Origin of the sequence: Streptomyces hygroscopicus subsp. hygroscopicus, assembly GCF_030269125.1 — a bacterium.
Lineage (GTDB): Bacteria > Actinomycetota > Actinomycetes > Streptomycetales > Streptomycetaceae > Streptomyces > Streptomyces hygroscopicus_C.
The window spans coordinates 187,496-203,567 of the sequence record NZ_BSSM01000011.1 but is presented as its reverse complement, the minus strand read 5'-3'; the positions used below and the strand labels follow the sequence as shown (position 1 = coordinate 203,567).

The window sequence follows — 16,072 nt, the reverse complement described above, 5'->3', positions numbered from 1 at the left end:
CGCCTCGGGCGCGTCGTACGCGGGACCCGCCGGGGCGACCCCGCCCTGGACGGGCCCACCCTCGGTGGGCCCCCAGTAGCCGGTCTGCCCCGCCGGTGGCGGCGCCCCCCAGGAAGAGTCGCTCATCAGACTTCGAGCAGCTCCGATTCCTTGTGCTTGAGGAGCTCGTCGACCTGGGCGACGTACTTCGCCGTGAGGTCGTCCAGCTCCTTCTCCGCGCGGCGGCCCTCGTCCTCGCCGATCTCGCCGTCCTTGATCATCTTGTCGATGGCGTCCTTGGCCTTGCGGCGCACGGAACGGATGGAGACCTTGGCGTCCTCACCCTTGCCCTTGGCGACCTTGATGTAGTCGCGGCGGCGCTCCTCGGTCAGCTCGGGGAACACCACCCGGATGATGTTGCCGTCGTTGCTGGGGTTGACGCCCAGGTCGGAGTCGCGGATCGCCTGCTCGATGTTGCGCAGCGCGCTCTTGTCGAACGGCGTGACGACCGCCATCCGCGGCTCCGGCACGGAGAACGAGGCCAGCTGGTTGATCGGCGTCGGGGCACCGTAGTAGTCGGCCACGATCTTGTTGAACATCGCCGGGTGCGCACGGCCGGTGCGGATCGCGGCGAAGTCCTCCTTGGCGACCACGACGGCCTTCTCCATCTTCTCCTCGGCTTCGAGGAGGGTCTCTTCGATCACCACTTGCTCCTGCGTGTCTTGAGTGAGGCCCGGCTGCGGTCCCTCAAGGGTCCTGCGGCCGGCTGCGTCGCGTCTTCTTCCTGCACGGTTCCCGACCGGCAGGACATTGTCCATCCCCCGGCCAAGGCGCGTCCCGTCCGTCCCTCGGACAGGTGCCGTACCCGGGCGACGGGGGGCGTGCCGGTCAGTCCCGGCTGCCCTGGTCACCCACCAGCGTGCCGATCTTCTCACCCTTGACGGCGCGGGCGATATTGCCCTCCGCGAGAAGCTCGAAGACCAGGATCGGGAGCTTGTTGTCGCGGCACAGCGTGATGGCGGTGGCGTCGGCGACCTTCAGGTCCCGGGTGATGACCTCGCCGTAGCCGAGGGCGTCGAACTTGACGGCGTCCGGGTTGGCCTTGGGGTCGGAGTCGTAGACCCCGTCCACGCCGTTCTTGCCCATGAGCAGCGCCTCGGCGTCGATCTCCAGCGCACGCTGGGCGGCGGTGGTGTCGGTGGAGAAGTAGGGCATGCCCATACCGGCGCCGAAGATGACCACACGGCCCTTCTCCAGGTGGCGCACGGCGCGCAGCGGGATGTACGGCTCGGCGACCTGACCCATGGTGATGGCGGTCTGGACCCGGGACTGGATGCCTTCCTTCTCCAGGAAGTCCTGGAGGGCGAGGCAGTTCATCACGGTGCCCAGCATGCCCATGTAGTCGGAGCGGGCGCGGTCCATGCCGCGCTGCTGGAGTTCGGCGCCGCGGAAGAAGTTGCCGCCGCCGATGACGACCGCGATCTGCGCCCCGTCCCGCACCACGGCCGCGATCTCACGGGCGATCTTGTGCACCACGTCCGGGTCGACGCCCAGGCCGCCACCTCCGGAGAACGCCTCTCCGGACAGCTTCAGCAGAAACCGGCCGCGTACTTTGCCGTCGTCGCTCTTCTGGGTGTCGGTCATGGGAGATCCCGCCTCTTTCACGTGTTGCACATACGAAGAAGGCCATTGCCGGTGGGGTCGCTTTTCGCTCCCATACGCGGCAATGGCCTCCTCGTCAGATCTGCTGCCGTCCGCCCCACACCCGGGTGTGGCGGTGGTCGCGGACGACTGCTGTCGACCCTATCGGGATTTCTCCGCGGGTCGCGCGTCGATCGCGGTACGGACTCAGATGCCGACCTTGATGCGCGTGAAGCGCTTCAGGGCGACACCGGCCTCGTCCAGCACCTTCTGGACCGACTTCTTGTTGTCCAGCGCGTACGGCTGGCCGAGCAGCGTGGCGTCCTTGAAGAAGCCGTTGAGGCGACCCTCGACGATCTTCGCGATCGCGGCCTCGGGCTTGCCCTCGGCGCGGGTGGTCTCCTCGGCGATGCGACGCTCGGACTCGACGACGTCGGCCGGCACCTCGTCCTTGGAGAGGTACTTCGGCGCGAACGCGGCGATGTGCTGGGCGACACCCTTGGCGATCTCGGCGTTCGGCTTGTCCAGCTCGACCAGGACACCGATCTGCGGGGGCAGGTCGGGCATGGTGCGGTGCATGTAGGCCGTGACGTAGCCGTCGGAGAACTGCGCGAAGCGGTCCAGGACGATCTTCTCGCCGAGGTTGGCGTTGGCCTCGTCCACGAACGCCTGGACGGTCTTGCCGGCCTCGATCTCGGAGGCGAGCAGGGCCTCCAGGTCGGCCGGGGAGGACTTGGCGACGTGCTCGGCGATGGCCTTGGCCACGGCCTGGAACTTGTCACCCTTGGCGACGAAGTCCGTCTCGCACTTCAGCTCGACCAGGACACCGGAGGAGTTGTCGTCGGCGATGATGGAGACCACGGCGCCGTTCTCGGCGGAGCGGCCCTCGCGCTTGGCGACGCCCTTCTGGCCCTTGATGCGCAGCGCCTCGACGGCCTTGTCGACGTTGCCCTCGGCCTCGTCCAGCGCCTTCTTGCAGTCCATCATGCCGGCGCCCGTGAGCTCACGGAGCTTCTTGACGTCGGCGGCGGTGTAGTTCGCCATGAGTCAGTGAGTCTTTCTCGAAGTCTGGGAGATCTTCAGATCCGCACGGTGTGCGATCCACATGTAGACGCGGAGCGCATACGTCGTACCGACCTAGGGGTGAACAGCGGGGGCGGAGTCCATGTCGCCGCCCCCACTGTCAAACGCTGACGCGGCGGGTCAGGCCTGCTCGCCCTCGGCGGCCTTCTCCTCGGCCGGAGCCTCGGCGGCCGGAGCCTCGGCGGCGGGGGCCTCGGCAGCCGGGGCCTCGTCCTTCTTCTCACCCTCGAGCAGGTCGCGCTCCCACTCGGCGAGCGGCTCGCCCGCGGCCTTCTCGCCCTTGTCGCCGGCGGCCACGCCGGAACGGGCGATGAGGCCCTCGGCGACGGCGTCGGCGATCACGCGGGTGAGCAGGGTGACGGAGCGGATCGCGTCGTCGTTGCCCGGGATCTTGTAGTCGACCTCGTCGGGGTCGCAGTTGGTGTCGAGGATCGCGACGACCGGGATGTTCAGCTTCCGGGCCTCACCAACGGCGATGTGCTCCTTCTTGGTGTCCACGATCCAGACGGCGCTGGGCACCTTCTGCATCTCGCGGATACCGCCGAGGGTCTTCTCCAGCTTGGCCTTCTCGCGGGAGAGGACCAGCAGCTCCTTCTTGGTCAGACCGGAGGACGCGACGTCCTCGAAGTCGATCTGCTCAAGCTCCTTGAGGCGCTGCAGACGCTTGTAGACGGTCGAGAAGTTGGTGAGCATGCCGCCCAGCCAGCGCTGGTTGACGTAGGGCATGCCGACGCGGGTGGCCTGCTCGGCGATGGCCTCCTGCGCCTGCTTCTTCGTGCCGACGAACATGACCGTGCCGCCGTGGGCGACGGTCTCCTTGACGAACTCGTAGGCGCGGTCGATGTACGACAGCGACTGGAGCAGGTCGATGATGTAGATGCCGTTGCGCTCGGTGAAGATGAAGCGCTTCATCTTCGGGTTCCAGCGACGGGTCTGGTGACCGAAGTGGACGCCGCTCTCCAGCAGCTCCCGCATCGTGACGACGGCCATGGCCGTATCTCCTCGAGTTTCTCGGTTGTACCGCGTCCGCCGGACGGCGGTCGCGCCTGACGCCCGCGGTGCGCCGTGCCGCAAAGGACCGAGAGGCGCTTGGTACGAACCGTTTCCGGATGCCGTACCGGGGCGTGCGAAGTCGACCCGGTGACCCGGATCGCCAGAAGAAGTGTACGGGACCGCCGGGCCACCGGGTGACGCCACTGTCCACAACCGGGGAGTAGCGCACAGGGGAAGGGGGCGGGTCGCCGGGGTGCGGGACGGTGGGGGCATGCGACGACTTCTGTGGTGCGGGGCGCTTCGGGCGGCCCCGGCGGTGGCGTGGACGCTGCTCGCCCTCGGGTGTCCGGCGTGGGCGGGTGCCCCGCCGACGGCTTCGGCTCCGGGCCCGGCTCCGGCTCCCGATGCCGCCGGGGTGCCGGCGATCGGCCGTTTCTGGCCGGTGGGCTCACGGCCCCCGGTCCTGCGCGGCTGGCAGCCTCCGGCGACGCCGTACGGGCCGGGGCACCGGGGAGTGGACCTGGGAGCGGCGGCGGGGACGCCCGTGCGGACGGTGTCGGCGGGCCGGGTGTCGTTCGCGGGGCGGGTGGCCGGCCGGGGGGTGGTGACGGTGGAGCTGGCGGGGACGGATCTGCGCACCACGTACGAGCCGGTGAGCCCGTCGGTGCGGAAGGGGGACGCGGTGGGTGCGGGCGAGGTGATCGGGGTGGTGGAACGGGCGGAGGCGCATTGCGGTACCGCGTCGTGCGTCCACTGGGGCCTGCTGCGGGGCGAGACCTACCTGAATCCCTTGTCCCTGCTGCCACCGTGGCTGCTGGGCAGGGGTCCGTCGAGACTCCTGCCGGTGCTCACCGACTAGCCGCGGGCCCGTCGTGGCCCGGCGCGCCTCCGGTACTCAGCCGCGCACGCCCCGCAGCGCCATCCGTACGGCCGCGTCCGTCACCGCCGCGGGATCCTCCGCGCCGAGTTCGATGCGCCGTACCGCCGCGTCCACGACCCCCTGCAGCAGCATCGCCGCCAGCCGCGGCTCCTCCTGCCCCATTTCCCCCAGCGCCTCGACGATCATCGCGACCAGCTCCCCGTGCGCCGCCCTGATCTTCTCCCGCGCTCCGGCGTCCAGCTCGCTCGCGGAGATCGCCACGACCGCCCGGTGTCGCCGGTCCCCCACGAGGGCCAGCTGCCGGCGGACGTACGCCTCGACCTTCCCCTCGGGCGAGTCCGCGCGCGACATCGCCGCGGCCACCTCCGCCGCCCACAGCGGGAAGTCGACCTCGCACAGCTCCTCGACCACGGCCGCCCGGGACCGGAAGTACTCGTACACGGAGGACCGCGCGAGCCCCGTCCGCTCGGCCAGCGCGGGAAAGGTCAGCGCCTCCGTCCCGCCCTCGGACAACAGGGAACGAGCCGCGTCCAGCAGGGCGGCTCGCTGCATCGACCGGTGCTCGGCCACGGAGGCCGCTCGAATCCTTGGCACGTCGACCACTTTAGGACGCGCCCGCCCGGACCGGTGCCGTCTCAGCGCCCGAAGCTCGCCAGCTTGGCCCGCAGCTGGAGCACCGACTTGGTGTGGATCTGGCTGACCCGGCTCTCGGTGACACCGAGGACATTGCCGATCTCGGCGAGGGTGAGGCCCTCGTAGTAGTAGAGCGTGACGACGGTCTTCTCACGCTCGGGCAGCGTGTTGATGGCACGCGCGAGGAACCGCCGCAGCTCCCGGTCCTCGGCGACCTCCACGGGGTTGTCCGCGGCGGTGTCCTCCAGCGTGTCCATGAGGCTGAGCCGGTCCCCGCCCTCGCCGCCGACGTGCAGCAGCTCCTCCAGGGCGACCACGTTGGCGAGCGACAACTGGCTGAAGACGGCGTGCAGTTCGTCCACCTCCATGCCCAGCTCGCGGGCCACCTCGCTCTCGCTCGGGGTGCGCCGCAGCCGGGCCTCCAGGGTGGCGTAGGCACGCTCGACATTGCGCGCCTTCTGCCGCACCGACCGGGGGATCCAGTCCAGCGCCCGCAGCTCGTCGATCATGGCGCCGCGGATCCGGGTGATCGCGTACGTCTCGAACTTGATCTCCCGGTCGATGTCGAACTTCTCGATCGCGTCGATCAGCCCGAACACCCCGGAGGAGACGAAGTCGGCCTGTTCGACGTTGGGCGGCAGGCCCACGCTCACCCGGCCGGCCACGTACTTCACGAGCGGCGAGTAGTGCAGGATCAGCTGCTCCCGCAGCCGTTCGTCCCCCGTCGCCTTGTACGACCGCCACAGCTCGTCGAGCGTCGAGGGAGCGGGCGGCCGCACGCTGCCACCGTCGCGGGCGGCTGGGGGGATCGCCGCCCGGTCGGACCCGGAGGTGTGCTGGGGCATTCGTCGCCTTGTGCCGTTCTGCCGTGAAGTGCCGTCAAGTGCCGTGACTGTGGGTGCGGTGCGAGGACGTTGTGGGTCGGAGGGGGCCGCCTGGGTGAGGTGTCGGTCTGATGTCGAGTTGGCGTGGTCTGTGGAGACGTCTTCGTGAGCGTAGCGTGACTGGGGAGTCGCGGTGTGCGAACGGCGGGGCACCACCCCCGCGCGGGGTCCCGGGAGCCGCCTCGCCACCGCCTTCCGCAGCTCGCTCTGCGTGATGGCCGACGGGCACCAACTCCGGGAAACCCCAAGGGCGTCGGGCGTTCCCCCGGACGGCCGTACACGCTCGGTCAACACGGAGGGTGACCCGTCCGGGCCGAGATCACCGCCTGGCGTGTCAACTTCCAGCCATCGCCGTGTCGTTCGACGTATCCAAGTGCTCGGAGTTCGTACAGCCTCGCGATCGCCTCGTCCGGCGTGGTGCGGGCGTCCAGCGCGATCTCCCCGACGGGGGCCGCGCGGTCCCCGGGCAGGGCGGCGAGGACGGTGCGGGCGGCCGGGGCCAGCAGGTCCCGGGGCAGGATCGGGCCGGTGCGGGGCGGGGCCAGGTCGCCCATGGCGCCGACGAGTTCGGCCACCTCGGCGGCGTCGGTGACGAGGGCGGCCTCGCCGCGCAGCAGTTCGTGCACACCGGCGGAGAGTGCGCTGGTGACCGGGCCCGGTACGCCCATGGTGTGTCTGCCGAGGCGCCGCGCGGCCCGCGCGGTGGCGAGCGAGCCGCTGCGGCAGGCGGCCTCCACGACGACGGTGCCTCTGGTCAGGGCGGCGATGACGCGGTTGCGGAGGATGAAGCGGCTCGGGGTCGGGTGGTCGCCCGGAGGGAGCTCGCCGATCACCAGGCCCTGGTCCGCGATCCGCTCGATCAGGGCGGCGTGGCCGCGGGGGTAGGACCGGTCGACGCCGCAGGCCAGGACGGCCGCGGTGGCTCCGCCGGCGGCGAGGGCGCCGCGGTGGGCGGCGGCGTCGATGCCGTAGGCGCCGCCGGAGACGACGACCCAGCCGCGTTCGGTGAGGCCGGCGGCGAGGGTGGCGGCGACGTGACTGCCGTACTCGGTGCAGGCGCGGGCGCCGACCACGGCGACGGATCTCAGCGCCCACATCCGCAGACCGGGCCGCCCGCGGACCCACAGCCCGAGGGGCCGCGCGTCCCCGAGATCGTCCAGTTGTCCGGGCCACTCGGGAGCCCCCGGCACCACGAACCGTGCCCCCGCCGCCCGCGCCACGGCGAGGTCCCGCGCCGGCTCCGCCCGCTCGGCCCGCGCCACCAGCCCGGCCCACCGGGCCCCGCCGACCCCCGGCAACGCCTCACCCCCGCCTCTGATCCGCCGCACCACCTCCGCGACACCGAACTCCCTCACCCACCGCCCAGCGACCTCGTCCCCCGGCTCGACCACCCGCCCCAGGAACACCCGCCCGAGAAGGTCCTCGTCCCATTCACGGGCCAGGCCCTCGCCCGCCCCGCTCACGTCAGCGCGCCGATGGCCATCGGGACCCCTCGCGGGACCCCGGTGCGCAGATGCAGGGCGAGGGCGACGTCGGTCGCGTCCGGGCGGGCGTGGCCGACGAGGTCGGCGACCGTCCAGGCGACGCGCAGCACCCGGTCGAGGCCGCGGGCGGTGAGGGCGCCCCGCTCCAGGCTCCGCTCGGCCTCGTCCATCGCGCCGGTGACGGCCTGGAACCTGCTGCGCAGTTCCCGTCCCGGCACCTCGCTGTTGGTGCGCCAGGGTGTTCCGGCGAGGCGGGCGGCCGTACGCTCCCGGGCCTGCCGCACCCGGTCGGCGACGGTCGCCGTGGACTCGCCTCGGGCGCCGGGCGCGACGAGCTGGGCCCGGGTGACCGGATCGACCTCGACGCGCAGGTCCACCCGGTCCAGGAGCGGGCCGGAGAGCCGGGCCTGGTAGCGGCGGATCGCCGACGGCGGGCACTCGCACAGGGCGTCACGCTGCGAGAAGCGGCCGCAGGGGCAGGGGTTGGCCGCCAGCACCATCAGGAAGCGCGCCGGGAAGCGGACCACTCCCGCGCTGCGAGCGATCACGACGTGCCCGGACTCCAGGGGCTGCCGCAGGGCGTCCAGGGTCTGGCTGTGGAACTCGGGCGCCTCGTCCAGGAACAGCACGCCTCGATGGGCGAGGGACACCGCCCCCGGGCGCGGGACGCCGGGGCCGCCGCCGACCAGGGACTGCATCGTCGCCGAGTGGTGCGGGGCGCAGTAGGGGGCGATGTCGACGAGCGGTTTGCCCGGTGGCAGCAGGCCGGCCACCGAATGCACGGCCGTGACCTCCAGGGACTCCTCCCTGGTGAGCCTCGGCAGGACGGAAGGCAGCCGTTCGGCCAGCATCGTCTTGCCCGCGCCGGGCGGCCCCTCGAGGAACAGGTGGTGTCCGCCGGCGGCGGCCACCTCCACCGCCGTACGGGCCGAGGTCTGGCCGACGACGTCGGCCAGGTCGTGATCGCTCTCGTGCTGGGCGGCACCGAGGCTGTGCATACCGGTGGCGGCGCCGGTGCCCGGTACCCGCAGCCCGGCGAGGAGCGGGTCGGGGCGCCCTTGCTCGTCGGGCGCCTCGTCGGGCACGGGCTCCTCGGCGAGGAGCGCGATGAGCTGGCGCAGGCTGCGGACGCCGAGGACCGATACGCCGGGGACCAGCGCGGCCTCCGCGGCGGCGCACTCGGGCACGACCACCTGTTCGTAGCCCGCGTCGGCGGCGGCCAGCACGGCGGGCAGGATGCCGCGCACCGGGCGCACCCGGCCGTCCAGGCCCAGCTCGCCGATCATGACGATGTCGGCGAGGACCCGGGGGTCGATCCGCTCGGCGGCCCCGAGCACCGCGCAGGCCACGGCCAGGTCGAAGCCCGAGCCGGCCTTCGGCACCGAGGCGGGACTGAGCCCCACCGTGAGCTTCTTCTGCGGCCACTCGGCACCCGAGTTCACCACCGCCGCGCGCACCCTGTCCCGGCTCTCCGTCAGGCTCTTGTCCGGGAGGCCGACCAGGGTGAAGGCGGCGACACCCGGTTCGAGGTCGGCTTGGACCTCCACGACCACGCCCTCGACGCCGACGAGGGCGACGGAACAGGTTCGGGCGAAGGCCATTCAGGCCACCCCCCGGGCATGCTCGACCTGGGGTGCGCCGCGGCGGGGGACGAGGACGCCGATCAGGTCGATGCGGACGCCGCCCGGTGGGGCGCCGCCGTGGGCGTGGATCCAGTGTTCGGCGAGGTCGCGCAGCCGCGCGGCCTTCTCGGGGGTCACCGCGGCCATGGGGTGTTCGTAGTGCCCGCCCGCGCGGGTCTTGACCTCGCAGACGACCAGGACCTCGCCGTCCCTGGCCACGATGTCGATCTCGCCGCCGCGCCCGGCGCGCCAGTTGCGCGCCAGGATCGTCATGCCGCCCTCGGCCAGCCGCCGGGCGGCCAGGTCCTCTCCGTACCTGCCGATCGCTTCTCGTGCGTTCATGTCGGCACCACCTCCGGCGCCAACGCTCACGCGTCACGGCCCATCAAGTGGATCTTGGTGGGCTACCGGGCGGTTGTGGAAAACCTCGTCACCCGGAGGCGTGAAGCAGCGGAAACACGCAGGTCATCAGCCGCCCGGCAGCTCCAGATCGCTCTTGTTCAGCTCCTCGATGTTCACGTCCTTGAACGTGAGCACCCGGACCTGCTTGACGAACCGGGCCGGCCGGTACATGTCCCAGACCCAGGCGTCGGCCATCGACACCTCGAAGAACACCTCGCCCTGAACCGAGTGCACCTGCATCTCGTAGTCGTTGGTGAGGTAGAAGCGCCGTTCCGTCTCGATCACGTATTTGAACAGACCGACGACATCTCGGTACTCCCGGTAGAGCTTCAGCTCCATCTCGGTCTCGTACTTCTCGAGGTCCTCGGCGCTCATGGCATGTTCCCCTTCAGCCGTGCGATCCCCCCATTGTGCGCCAGTTCCGCTCGCCCTCAGACGATTTCCGTATCGAGGGTCAGGGGGCCGGCCGGGGGACCCTCGTCGAGCAGCGTGCGCAGCAGCTCGGCGAGTCTGGTCGGATACACCGTCTCATGTGCCCGGGTCAGTTCCCGGCACGTCCACCAGCGCGCTCCGGCGACACTGCGCCGCTCCAGCTCCGTCAGGCCCGTGGCCGCGGTCGCGGTCTGGGTCGTACGGGCCAGGTAGTACCACTCGTCCTGCTCCCAGCGGCGGCCCGCGAACGGGAAGGAGCAGCGGCGCCGCCACAGCACCGGGCCGAGGTCGACCTCGGTGATGCCGGTCTCCTCGGCGAGTTCGCGCAGCGCGGCCTCGGCGCGGGTCTCGGCGCCCTCCACTCCGCCGCCGGGAGTGAACCACCAGTCGTCGGCGGGGTCGTCGGGCTCATGGCCGTGCAGCAGGAGGATGCGGTCCCGGGGGTCGAGCAGCACCACACGGGCCACCTTGCGCAGGCCGCCCTGGTACGACTGCGCGGGCTCGGTCTCAGCGGACACCGGCCGCCTCCGCGCGGGCGGCACGGGCCCGGGAGCGGCCCGCGCGCCGGGCGATCGGGCCGTAGGCACCGCCGCCGAGGACCAGGACGGCACCGACGACGATCAGCAGCTCGATGGTGGACAGCGGTCCCGGCCGCGAGAGGGTGCCCAGCGCCTCGAACCCGGTGGGGCGCTTCAGCGCGCCCTTCCAGGGGAAGACCACCGAGTCCACGCGGGCGATCACGGCGGTGCGGGCGACGGTGCCCTTGGCGGCGTCCGTGAGGTGGGCGGTGGAGTCCAGGGAGCCCTGGCGTTCGTCACCGAGCAGGAAGAGCCGGCCCCGGGGTACGGTCACGGTCGGGAAGTCCTGGTTCTCGGCGAGGCTGCCCTTGGGCAGGTACGGCTCCTCGATCTGCTTGCCGTTGACGGTCAGCTTGCCGTCCGTGCAGCAGGAGACGGTGTCGCCGCCGACCGCGACCACACGCTTGACCACGTCGGAGCCGGTGACCCAGCTGCTGTCGCGGAAGACGACCACGTCGCCGCGGCGCACCTCGTCGCCGCCCACGCGCTGCGCGAGTACGCGGTCGCCCGCGTCGATGGTGGGGGTCATGGAACCGGTGGGCACGGTGTACGGCCGGTAGCTCACGGCCGCCCAGGCGAAGCCGCCGAGGAACAGCACCAGGCCCAGGGCCACCGCCACTCCGGACAGCCGCTGCCCGAGCCGGCCGCTGCCCGCCGCCGTGCCGGAGCCGGTGCCGCCGCTGCGCGGGGCCGTACGCGTCGTACTCTCACCACCCATGGACCCGCACCCTACCTGCCGGTACCGGACGGGGTCAGCCCCTCCTTCACGACCCGGGGCACAGCTTTCCCCGAGCCTCACGCACGAGCCGGGAAAGCCGCGGCGGGGGCTCAGCGCTGCCCGGTGGTCGCCTTCGGGCGGGCGTCCGAGCGCAGCCGGTCCTCGCGACGGCGACGCCACACCAGGGCCGGTGCGACGGCCGCGACGGCGACGCCCTCGGGGGCGACCGTCAGGGAGGCGGCGGAGGACCGCTGGTCGCTCAGACCGGGCTGTTCGAAGGTGTCCGGGACGGGCAGGGTGCCCCAGTGGCTGATGGGCCAGGCCTTGACGATGGCACGGCCGACGACCTTGTCGACGGGCACGAAGCCGTGGTTCTTGTCGGTCTGGTTGTAGCGCGAGTCCCGGGAGTTCTGCCGGTGGTCGCCCATCACCCAGATGAAGCCCTTGGGGACCTTCACCTTGAACTGGCCGCCCTGGTCGTCCTGGCTGCACGGCGTGTTGCCCGGGTAGACGTACGACGACTCGTTCAGCGCCTTGCCGTTGACCAGCAGGGGGCCCGTGCCCTTGCACTCGACCGTGTCGCCGCCGACGCCGATCACCCGCTTGATCAGGTCCTTCTCATTGGCGGACGGCATCAGGCCGATCCAGCTGAGGACCCTCTGCACCGCGTTCGGGTTCGGCGCGGGTTCGCCCGCCAGCCAGTCGTCCGGGTCGTGGAAGACGACGACCTCGCCGCGCTCGGGCTCGGAGCCGAACCACGGGGTGAGCTTGTCGACCAGGACGCGGTCGCCGATCTGGAGGGTGTTCTCCATCGAGGCGGAGGGGATCGAGAACGCCTGGACCAGGAAGGTCTTGATCAGCAGCGCCAGGACCAGCGCGATGACGACCAGGATCGGCAGCTCCTTCCAGAAGGAGCGCGGCTTCCTGGGCGGCGGCGTGGCGTCGCCCGCGTCCCCGGTCCGGGGCCCCTGTCCGTCCCGTGGGGTGCCGTCGCCCGTCGCGTCATTCCCGGTGGTCATGGCGCCGTCCGAACCTGAGCCGTCCGCCCCCGCGGGGTTCCCGGGGTGCTCCTCGCCGCCGTGTCCCGACCGTGCGCCAACCGCCACATCCCCCACGCCAACTCCTTACTCCGTGCCGCCGCCCGCGCCACAGACGGCGCAGGCCCACCACTCCCATAACGAGCGGGAGTTCCGCAGGGGTCGGGAGTTCGGTCATTCCGTTCGGATTCTCATGGTCAACCCTATGCGACAGGGGCGGGGCCGAAGCCGTCCGCGTGTCGGCGTGGGCAACGCTTGCGAAGGTTTTAGGTTCCTCCAGGCGCGTCCAGTGGCCGATCGGCCAGCCGATCCACATGGCCCGCCCGACCACCGACTTCACCGAGACCGTTCCCCCGTACGGGGAGTCCCGGTGGTAGCGGGAGTCGGCGGAGTCGCCCCGGTGGTCGCCCATCACCCACAGCCTGCCCTCGGGCACGGTGACGTCGAAGCGCATGTCGGACGGGTCGTTGCCCGGATAGAGGTAGTCCTTCTCGGACAGCGGCACCCCGTTGACGGTGACACGGCCCTGCGCGTCGCAGCACCTGACATGGTCGCCACCGACCCCGATGACCCGTTTGATCAGGTCTTTCTCATTGTCGGACGGCAGCAGGCCGATGAAGCTGAGGCCCTCCTTGAGCTGTTTCACGACGACCGGGTCGGGCTTCTGGGCCGCCTGCTCGCCGGCCAGCCAGCCGCCCGGGTCGTGGAAGACGACGACGTCCCCGCGCTGCGGCTCGGCGCCGAACCAGGGGGTGAGCTTGTCGACCAGGACGCGGTCGCCGATGCGGATCGTCTGCTCCATGGAGCCGGACGGGATCACGAACGCCTGGACGAGGAAGGTCTTCAGGACCAGCGCGATCAGCACCGCGACTCCCACCAGGAGAGGGATCTCCCGGACTGCTGAGTGCCTGCGCTTCCGCTTGACCTTGCGCTGGAGCTTGCGCCGCTCCGCGCGGGTGCGGCCGCCGCCGGGCGCCGAGCTGCGCCGGGTCGCGGTGGACGACGGGGGGCCGGCGGGGCCGGAGCCCGCGCGCGGCTTGCCGCGGTTACCCATGGGCGCCACCCGTCGCGGCGGGCACGCGCGCGTAGGCGGGCGGCCGGGTCAGACGGGTCCAGTGGGCGTACGGCCATACGATCCAGTCGGCCCGTCCGATGACCTCGCCGAGCGGGATCATGCCGCCGCCCGGGGAGCCGAGGTGGTCGCGGGAGTCGCTGGAGTCGCTGCGGTGGTCGCCGAGCAGGAAGAGCGTGCCCGGGGGCACCACGATGTCGAAGGGCACGCTGGAGGCGGTGTCCCCGGGGTAGAGGAACGCCGACTCGTCGACCGCGCGGCCGTTCACCTCGATCCTCCCCCGCCTGTCGCAGCAGACCACGTGGTCCCCGCCCACCCCGACGACACGCTTGATGTAGTCGCCGTCCCCGAAATACCCCGTTCCGTCGAACACAACCACGTCCCCGCGGGCGGGCCGGCCGCCGAAGCGGTAGGCCAGCTTGTTCACGAGGACGCGGTCGCCGATCCGCAGGCCCTGCTCCATGGAACCGCTCGGGATCTGGAACGGCTGCACCACGAAGGTGCTCAGCAGGAGCAGGAACACCAGGCAGGCGAAGAGGGTGAGGGTGACGCGGCCGCCCGGCAGCCACTCGGCGATCCGGGCGGGCAACGCGAAACGCGACCGCTCCTCCGGGCCCGGGGAATCCGGGCGGGAGGCGCGGTCGCGTTCCGTGTGCTGTGCTTCGGTGTCCATCGGGGCGAGATGTTATCCGGCCCCGCTGTGACGCCGGGGAAGCGCTCAGCTCTCGCGCTTCTCCTTGATCTTCGCGGCCTTGCCGCGCAGCTCACGGAGGTAGTACAGCTTGGCGCGGCGCACGTCACCACGGGTGACCAGCTCGATCTTCTCGACGATCGGGGTGTGCACCGGGAAGGTGCGCTCGACGCCGACGGAGAACGAGACCTTGCGGACCGTGAAGGTCTCGCGGACACCGGAGCCCTGGCGACGGATCACAACGCCCTTGAACTGCTGCACACGGGAGCGGTTGCCCTCGATGACGCGGACGTGGACGTTGACGGTGTCACCCGGGCGGAAGGCCGGGAGGTCGCTGCGCAGCGACGCGGCGTCGACGGTGTCGAGCAGGTGAGACATTTCGTCTGCTTTCTTCGCTGATGCCACAGGTCATCAACGGGAGAGATGAGGTACGGGAAGCTGCCGTGCGGGTCGGGACGGGCGTCGTGTCCCCCTGTGGCAGGGGCGCACACCGGACGAGCGCACAACAGCGGCCTATTCTTCCATGCTCCCGGCCCGGCGCCAAAATCGGCCGTACGAGTGACCGTCCGGGTCCGGCTCCCAGCCCAGGATGGACAGCATCTCGCGGTCCTTCTTGTCGAAGGACTTCGGGTCGCAGCGCTCGATCAGGTCGGGCCGGTTGAGGGTCGTACGGCGCAGCGCCTCGTCGCGTCGCCAGCGGGCGATCCTGCCGTGGTGGCCGCTGAGCAGCACCTCGGGGATGTCCCGGCCGCGCCAGGCGGGCGGCTTGGTGTAGACGGGGCCTTCCAGGAGGTTCGCCATGGCGCCGGGCGCGAAGGAGTCGTCGCGGTGGGACTCGGCGTTGCCGAGGACGCCGGGCAGCAGCCGGGCGACGGCCTCGGTCATGACGAGGACGGCCGCTTCGCCGCCGGCGAGGACGTAATCACCGATGGAGACCTCGTAGACGGGTATCCGGGTCGCGTACTCGTCGAAGACGCGCCGGTCGATGCCCTCGTAGCGGGCGGGCGTGAAGATCAGCCAGGGCCGCTCGGAGAGTTCCACGGCGAGTTCCTGGGTGAACGGGCGGCCGCTGGGGGTGGGGACGACCAGCGCGGGGGCGTGGGCGCCGCTCTCGTAGCCGTCGGCGAGGACCGTGTCCAGGGCGTCGCCCCAGGGCTCCGTCTTCATGACCATGCCGGGGCCGCCGCCGTACGGCGTGTCGTCGACCGTGTTGTGCCGGTCGTACGTCCATGCACGCAGGTCGTGGACGTGGACGGCGAGCTGTCCGCGATGGCGGGCCTTGCCGACGAGGGAGACGTTCAGAGGGTCCAGGTACTCCGGGAAGATCGTGACGACGTCCAGGCGCATCACGACTCGTCCCCCGCGGTGCCGGCGTCCCGGGTGGAGGCGATCTCGGCGCGGTCGTCGATCAGGCCGGGCGGGGGCGTGATGACGGCCTTCTGCTCCTCGAGGTCGATCTCGGCGACGATCTCCTCGACGAAGGGGATCATGACCTCGGTGCCGTCCGGACGCTCCACGATGAACAGGTCCTGCGAGGGCAGGTGCGAGATCTCGGTGATCCGGCCGACCTCCGTGCCGTCCTCGGTGACCACGTCCAGGTCGATGAGCTGATGGTCGTAGTACTCGTCCTCGTCCTCCGGCAGTTCCTCCGGGTCCACCTCGGCGATCAGCAGGGTGTTGCGCAGGGCCTCGGCGGCGTTCCGATCGGTGACGCCCGCGAAGCGCAGGAGCAGACGACCACTGTGGACGCGGCCCGTCTCGATGGTCAGCGGACCCGTGGAGGCGGGGTCCGTGGCGAGTACGGCGCCGGGGGCGAGCCTCAGCTCCGGCTCGTCGGTACGTACCTCGACGGTGACCTCGCCCTTGATGCCATGGGCACGGCCGACCCGTGCGACTACCAGCTGCACCTGTCCAATTCTCCTGTCATCTCCTGCGCGTGTCCT

At 71.3% G+C, this 16,072-nt stretch carries 19 protein-coding genes; 1 reads left to right on the top strand and 18 read right to left on the bottom strand.

Translation table 11 applies throughout. The annotated features are described in order from the left end of the window. Positions 1–125: 125 nt before the first annotated feature. The 4 genes from frr to rpsB form a co-directional block, all read right to left on the bottom strand. On the bottom strand, positions 126–683 hold the full coding sequence (frr, locus tag QSK45_RS24295) for a ribosome recycling factor (protein WP_285560291.1): 558 nt from the start codon (positions 681–683) through the stop codon (positions 126–128). Positions 684–867: 184 nt separating this feature from the next. Then, positions 868–1,623 carry a UMP kinase gene (gene pyrH / locus QSK45_RS24290; protein WP_285560289.1) on the bottom strand — a complete coding sequence of 252 codons (756 nt, stop codon included), beginning with the start codon at positions 1,621–1,623 and terminating at the stop codon, positions 868–870. A gap of 204 nt (positions 1,624–1,827) precedes the next feature. Then, entirely contained in the window at positions 1,828–2,664 is an 837-nt protein-coding gene (tsf, locus tag QSK45_RS24285; RefSeq protein WP_285560287.1) for a translation elongation factor Ts, read from the bottom strand. A gap of 159 nt (positions 2,665–2,823) precedes the next feature. After that, a complete protein-coding gene (rpsB, locus tag QSK45_RS24280; protein WP_285560285.1) occupies positions 2,824–3,693 on the bottom strand; it encodes a 30S ribosomal protein S2 in 870 nt (289 codons plus the stop codon). Between the two features lie 274 nt (positions 3,694–3,967). On the opposite strand from rpsB, the gene QSK45_RS24275 reads away from it, so the two are divergent. Continuing rightward, positions 3,968–4,555, top strand: coding sequence for a murein hydrolase activator EnvC family protein (locus QSK45_RS24275; protein WP_285560282.1), 588 nt, complete (start codon positions 3,968–3,970; stop codon positions 4,553–4,555). A gap of 36 nt (positions 4,556–4,591) precedes the next feature. Here the strand turns inward: QSK45_RS24275 and QSK45_RS24270 are convergent, their stop codons facing one another. From QSK45_RS24270 to rimM, 14 genes are all read right to left on the bottom strand, one after another. Continuing rightward, entirely contained in the window at positions 4,592–5,146 is a 555-nt protein-coding gene (locus tag QSK45_RS24270; RefSeq protein WP_285560497.1) for a TetR/AcrR family transcriptional regulator, read from the bottom strand. 65 nt (positions 5,147–5,211) lie between these two features. Further along, entirely contained in the window at positions 5,212–6,054 is an 843-nt protein-coding gene (gene whiG, locus QSK45_RS24265; protein WP_285560280.1) for an RNA polymerase sigma factor WhiG, read from the bottom strand. 326 nt (positions 6,055–6,380) lie between these two features. Next, entirely contained in the window at positions 6,381–7,556 is a 1,176-nt protein-coding gene (gene dprA, locus QSK45_RS24260; protein ID WP_490993609.1) for a DNA-processing protein DprA, read from the bottom strand. Continuing rightward, complete coding sequence (locus QSK45_RS24255; RefSeq protein ID WP_285560278.1) at positions 7,553–9,178, bottom strand: YifB family Mg chelatase-like AAA ATPase; 1,626 nt, start codon at positions 9,176–9,178, stop codon at positions 7,553–7,555. Before QSK45_RS24255 ends, dprA begins: the two co-directional genes overlap by 4 nt. Beyond that, on the bottom strand, positions 9,179–9,541 hold the full coding sequence (locus QSK45_RS24250) for a YraN family protein (RefSeq protein WP_285560276.1): 363 nt from the start codon (positions 9,539–9,541) through the stop codon (positions 9,179–9,181). It abuts the gene before it with no gap. A 126-nt stretch (positions 9,542–9,667) separates the two neighbouring features. Then, complete coding sequence (locus QSK45_RS24245) at positions 9,668–9,976, bottom strand: DUF2469 domain-containing protein (RefSeq protein WP_003965949.1); 309 nt, start codon at positions 9,974–9,976, stop codon at positions 9,668–9,670. A gap of 56 nt (positions 9,977–10,032) precedes the next feature. After that, positions 10,033–10,551 carry an NUDIX hydrolase gene (locus QSK45_RS24240; RefSeq protein ID WP_285560274.1) on the bottom strand — a complete coding sequence of 173 codons (519 nt, stop codon included), beginning with the start codon at positions 10,549–10,551 and terminating at the stop codon, positions 10,033–10,035. Continuing rightward, a complete protein-coding gene (gene lepB, locus QSK45_RS24235) occupies positions 10,541–11,329 on the bottom strand; it encodes a signal peptidase I (protein WP_285560273.1) in 789 nt (262 codons plus the stop codon). The genes QSK45_RS24240 and lepB (QSK45_RS24235) overlap by 11 nt, the downstream gene beginning before the upstream one ends. Before the next feature lie 110 nt (positions 11,330–11,439). Continuing rightward, the gene (lepB, locus tag QSK45_RS24230; protein WP_285560272.1) at positions 11,440–12,444 is read right to left on the bottom strand and encodes a signal peptidase I; all 1,005 of its coding nucleotides are present in this window, start codon (positions 12,442–12,444) and stop codon (positions 11,440–11,442) included. Continuing rightward, positions 12,332–13,420: a signal peptidase I gene (lepB, locus tag QSK45_RS24225; protein ID WP_285560271.1), complete on the bottom strand. Its 1,089-nt coding sequence runs from the start codon at positions 13,418–13,420 to the stop codon at positions 12,332–12,334. The genes lepB (QSK45_RS24230) and lepB (QSK45_RS24225) overlap by 113 nt, the downstream gene beginning before the upstream one ends. After that, positions 13,413–14,111 carry a signal peptidase I gene (gene lepB / locus QSK45_RS24220; RefSeq protein WP_285560269.1) on the bottom strand — a complete coding sequence of 233 codons (699 nt, stop codon included), beginning with the start codon at positions 14,109–14,111 and terminating at the stop codon, positions 13,413–13,415. The genes lepB (QSK45_RS24225) and lepB (QSK45_RS24220) overlap by 8 nt, the downstream gene beginning before the upstream one ends. Before the next feature lie 45 nt (positions 14,112–14,156). Next, the gene (gene rplS / locus QSK45_RS24215) at positions 14,157–14,507 is read right to left on the bottom strand and encodes a 50S ribosomal protein L19 (RefSeq protein WP_285560267.1); all 351 of its coding nucleotides are present in this window, start codon (positions 14,505–14,507) and stop codon (positions 14,157–14,159) included. Positions 14,508–14,642: 135 nt separating this feature from the next. After that, positions 14,643–15,476, bottom strand: a complete 834-nt coding sequence (trmD, locus tag QSK45_RS24210; protein WP_285560265.1) for a tRNA (guanosine(37)-N1)-methyltransferase TrmD — start codon at positions 15,474–15,476, stop codon at positions 14,643–14,645. Further along, a complete protein-coding gene (rimM, locus tag QSK45_RS24205; protein WP_285560263.1) occupies positions 15,476–16,036 on the bottom strand; it encodes a ribosome maturation factor RimM in 561 nt (186 codons plus the stop codon). The genes trmD and rimM overlap by 1 nt, the downstream gene beginning before the upstream one ends. Between the last annotated feature and the right edge of the window lie 36 nt (positions 16,037–16,072).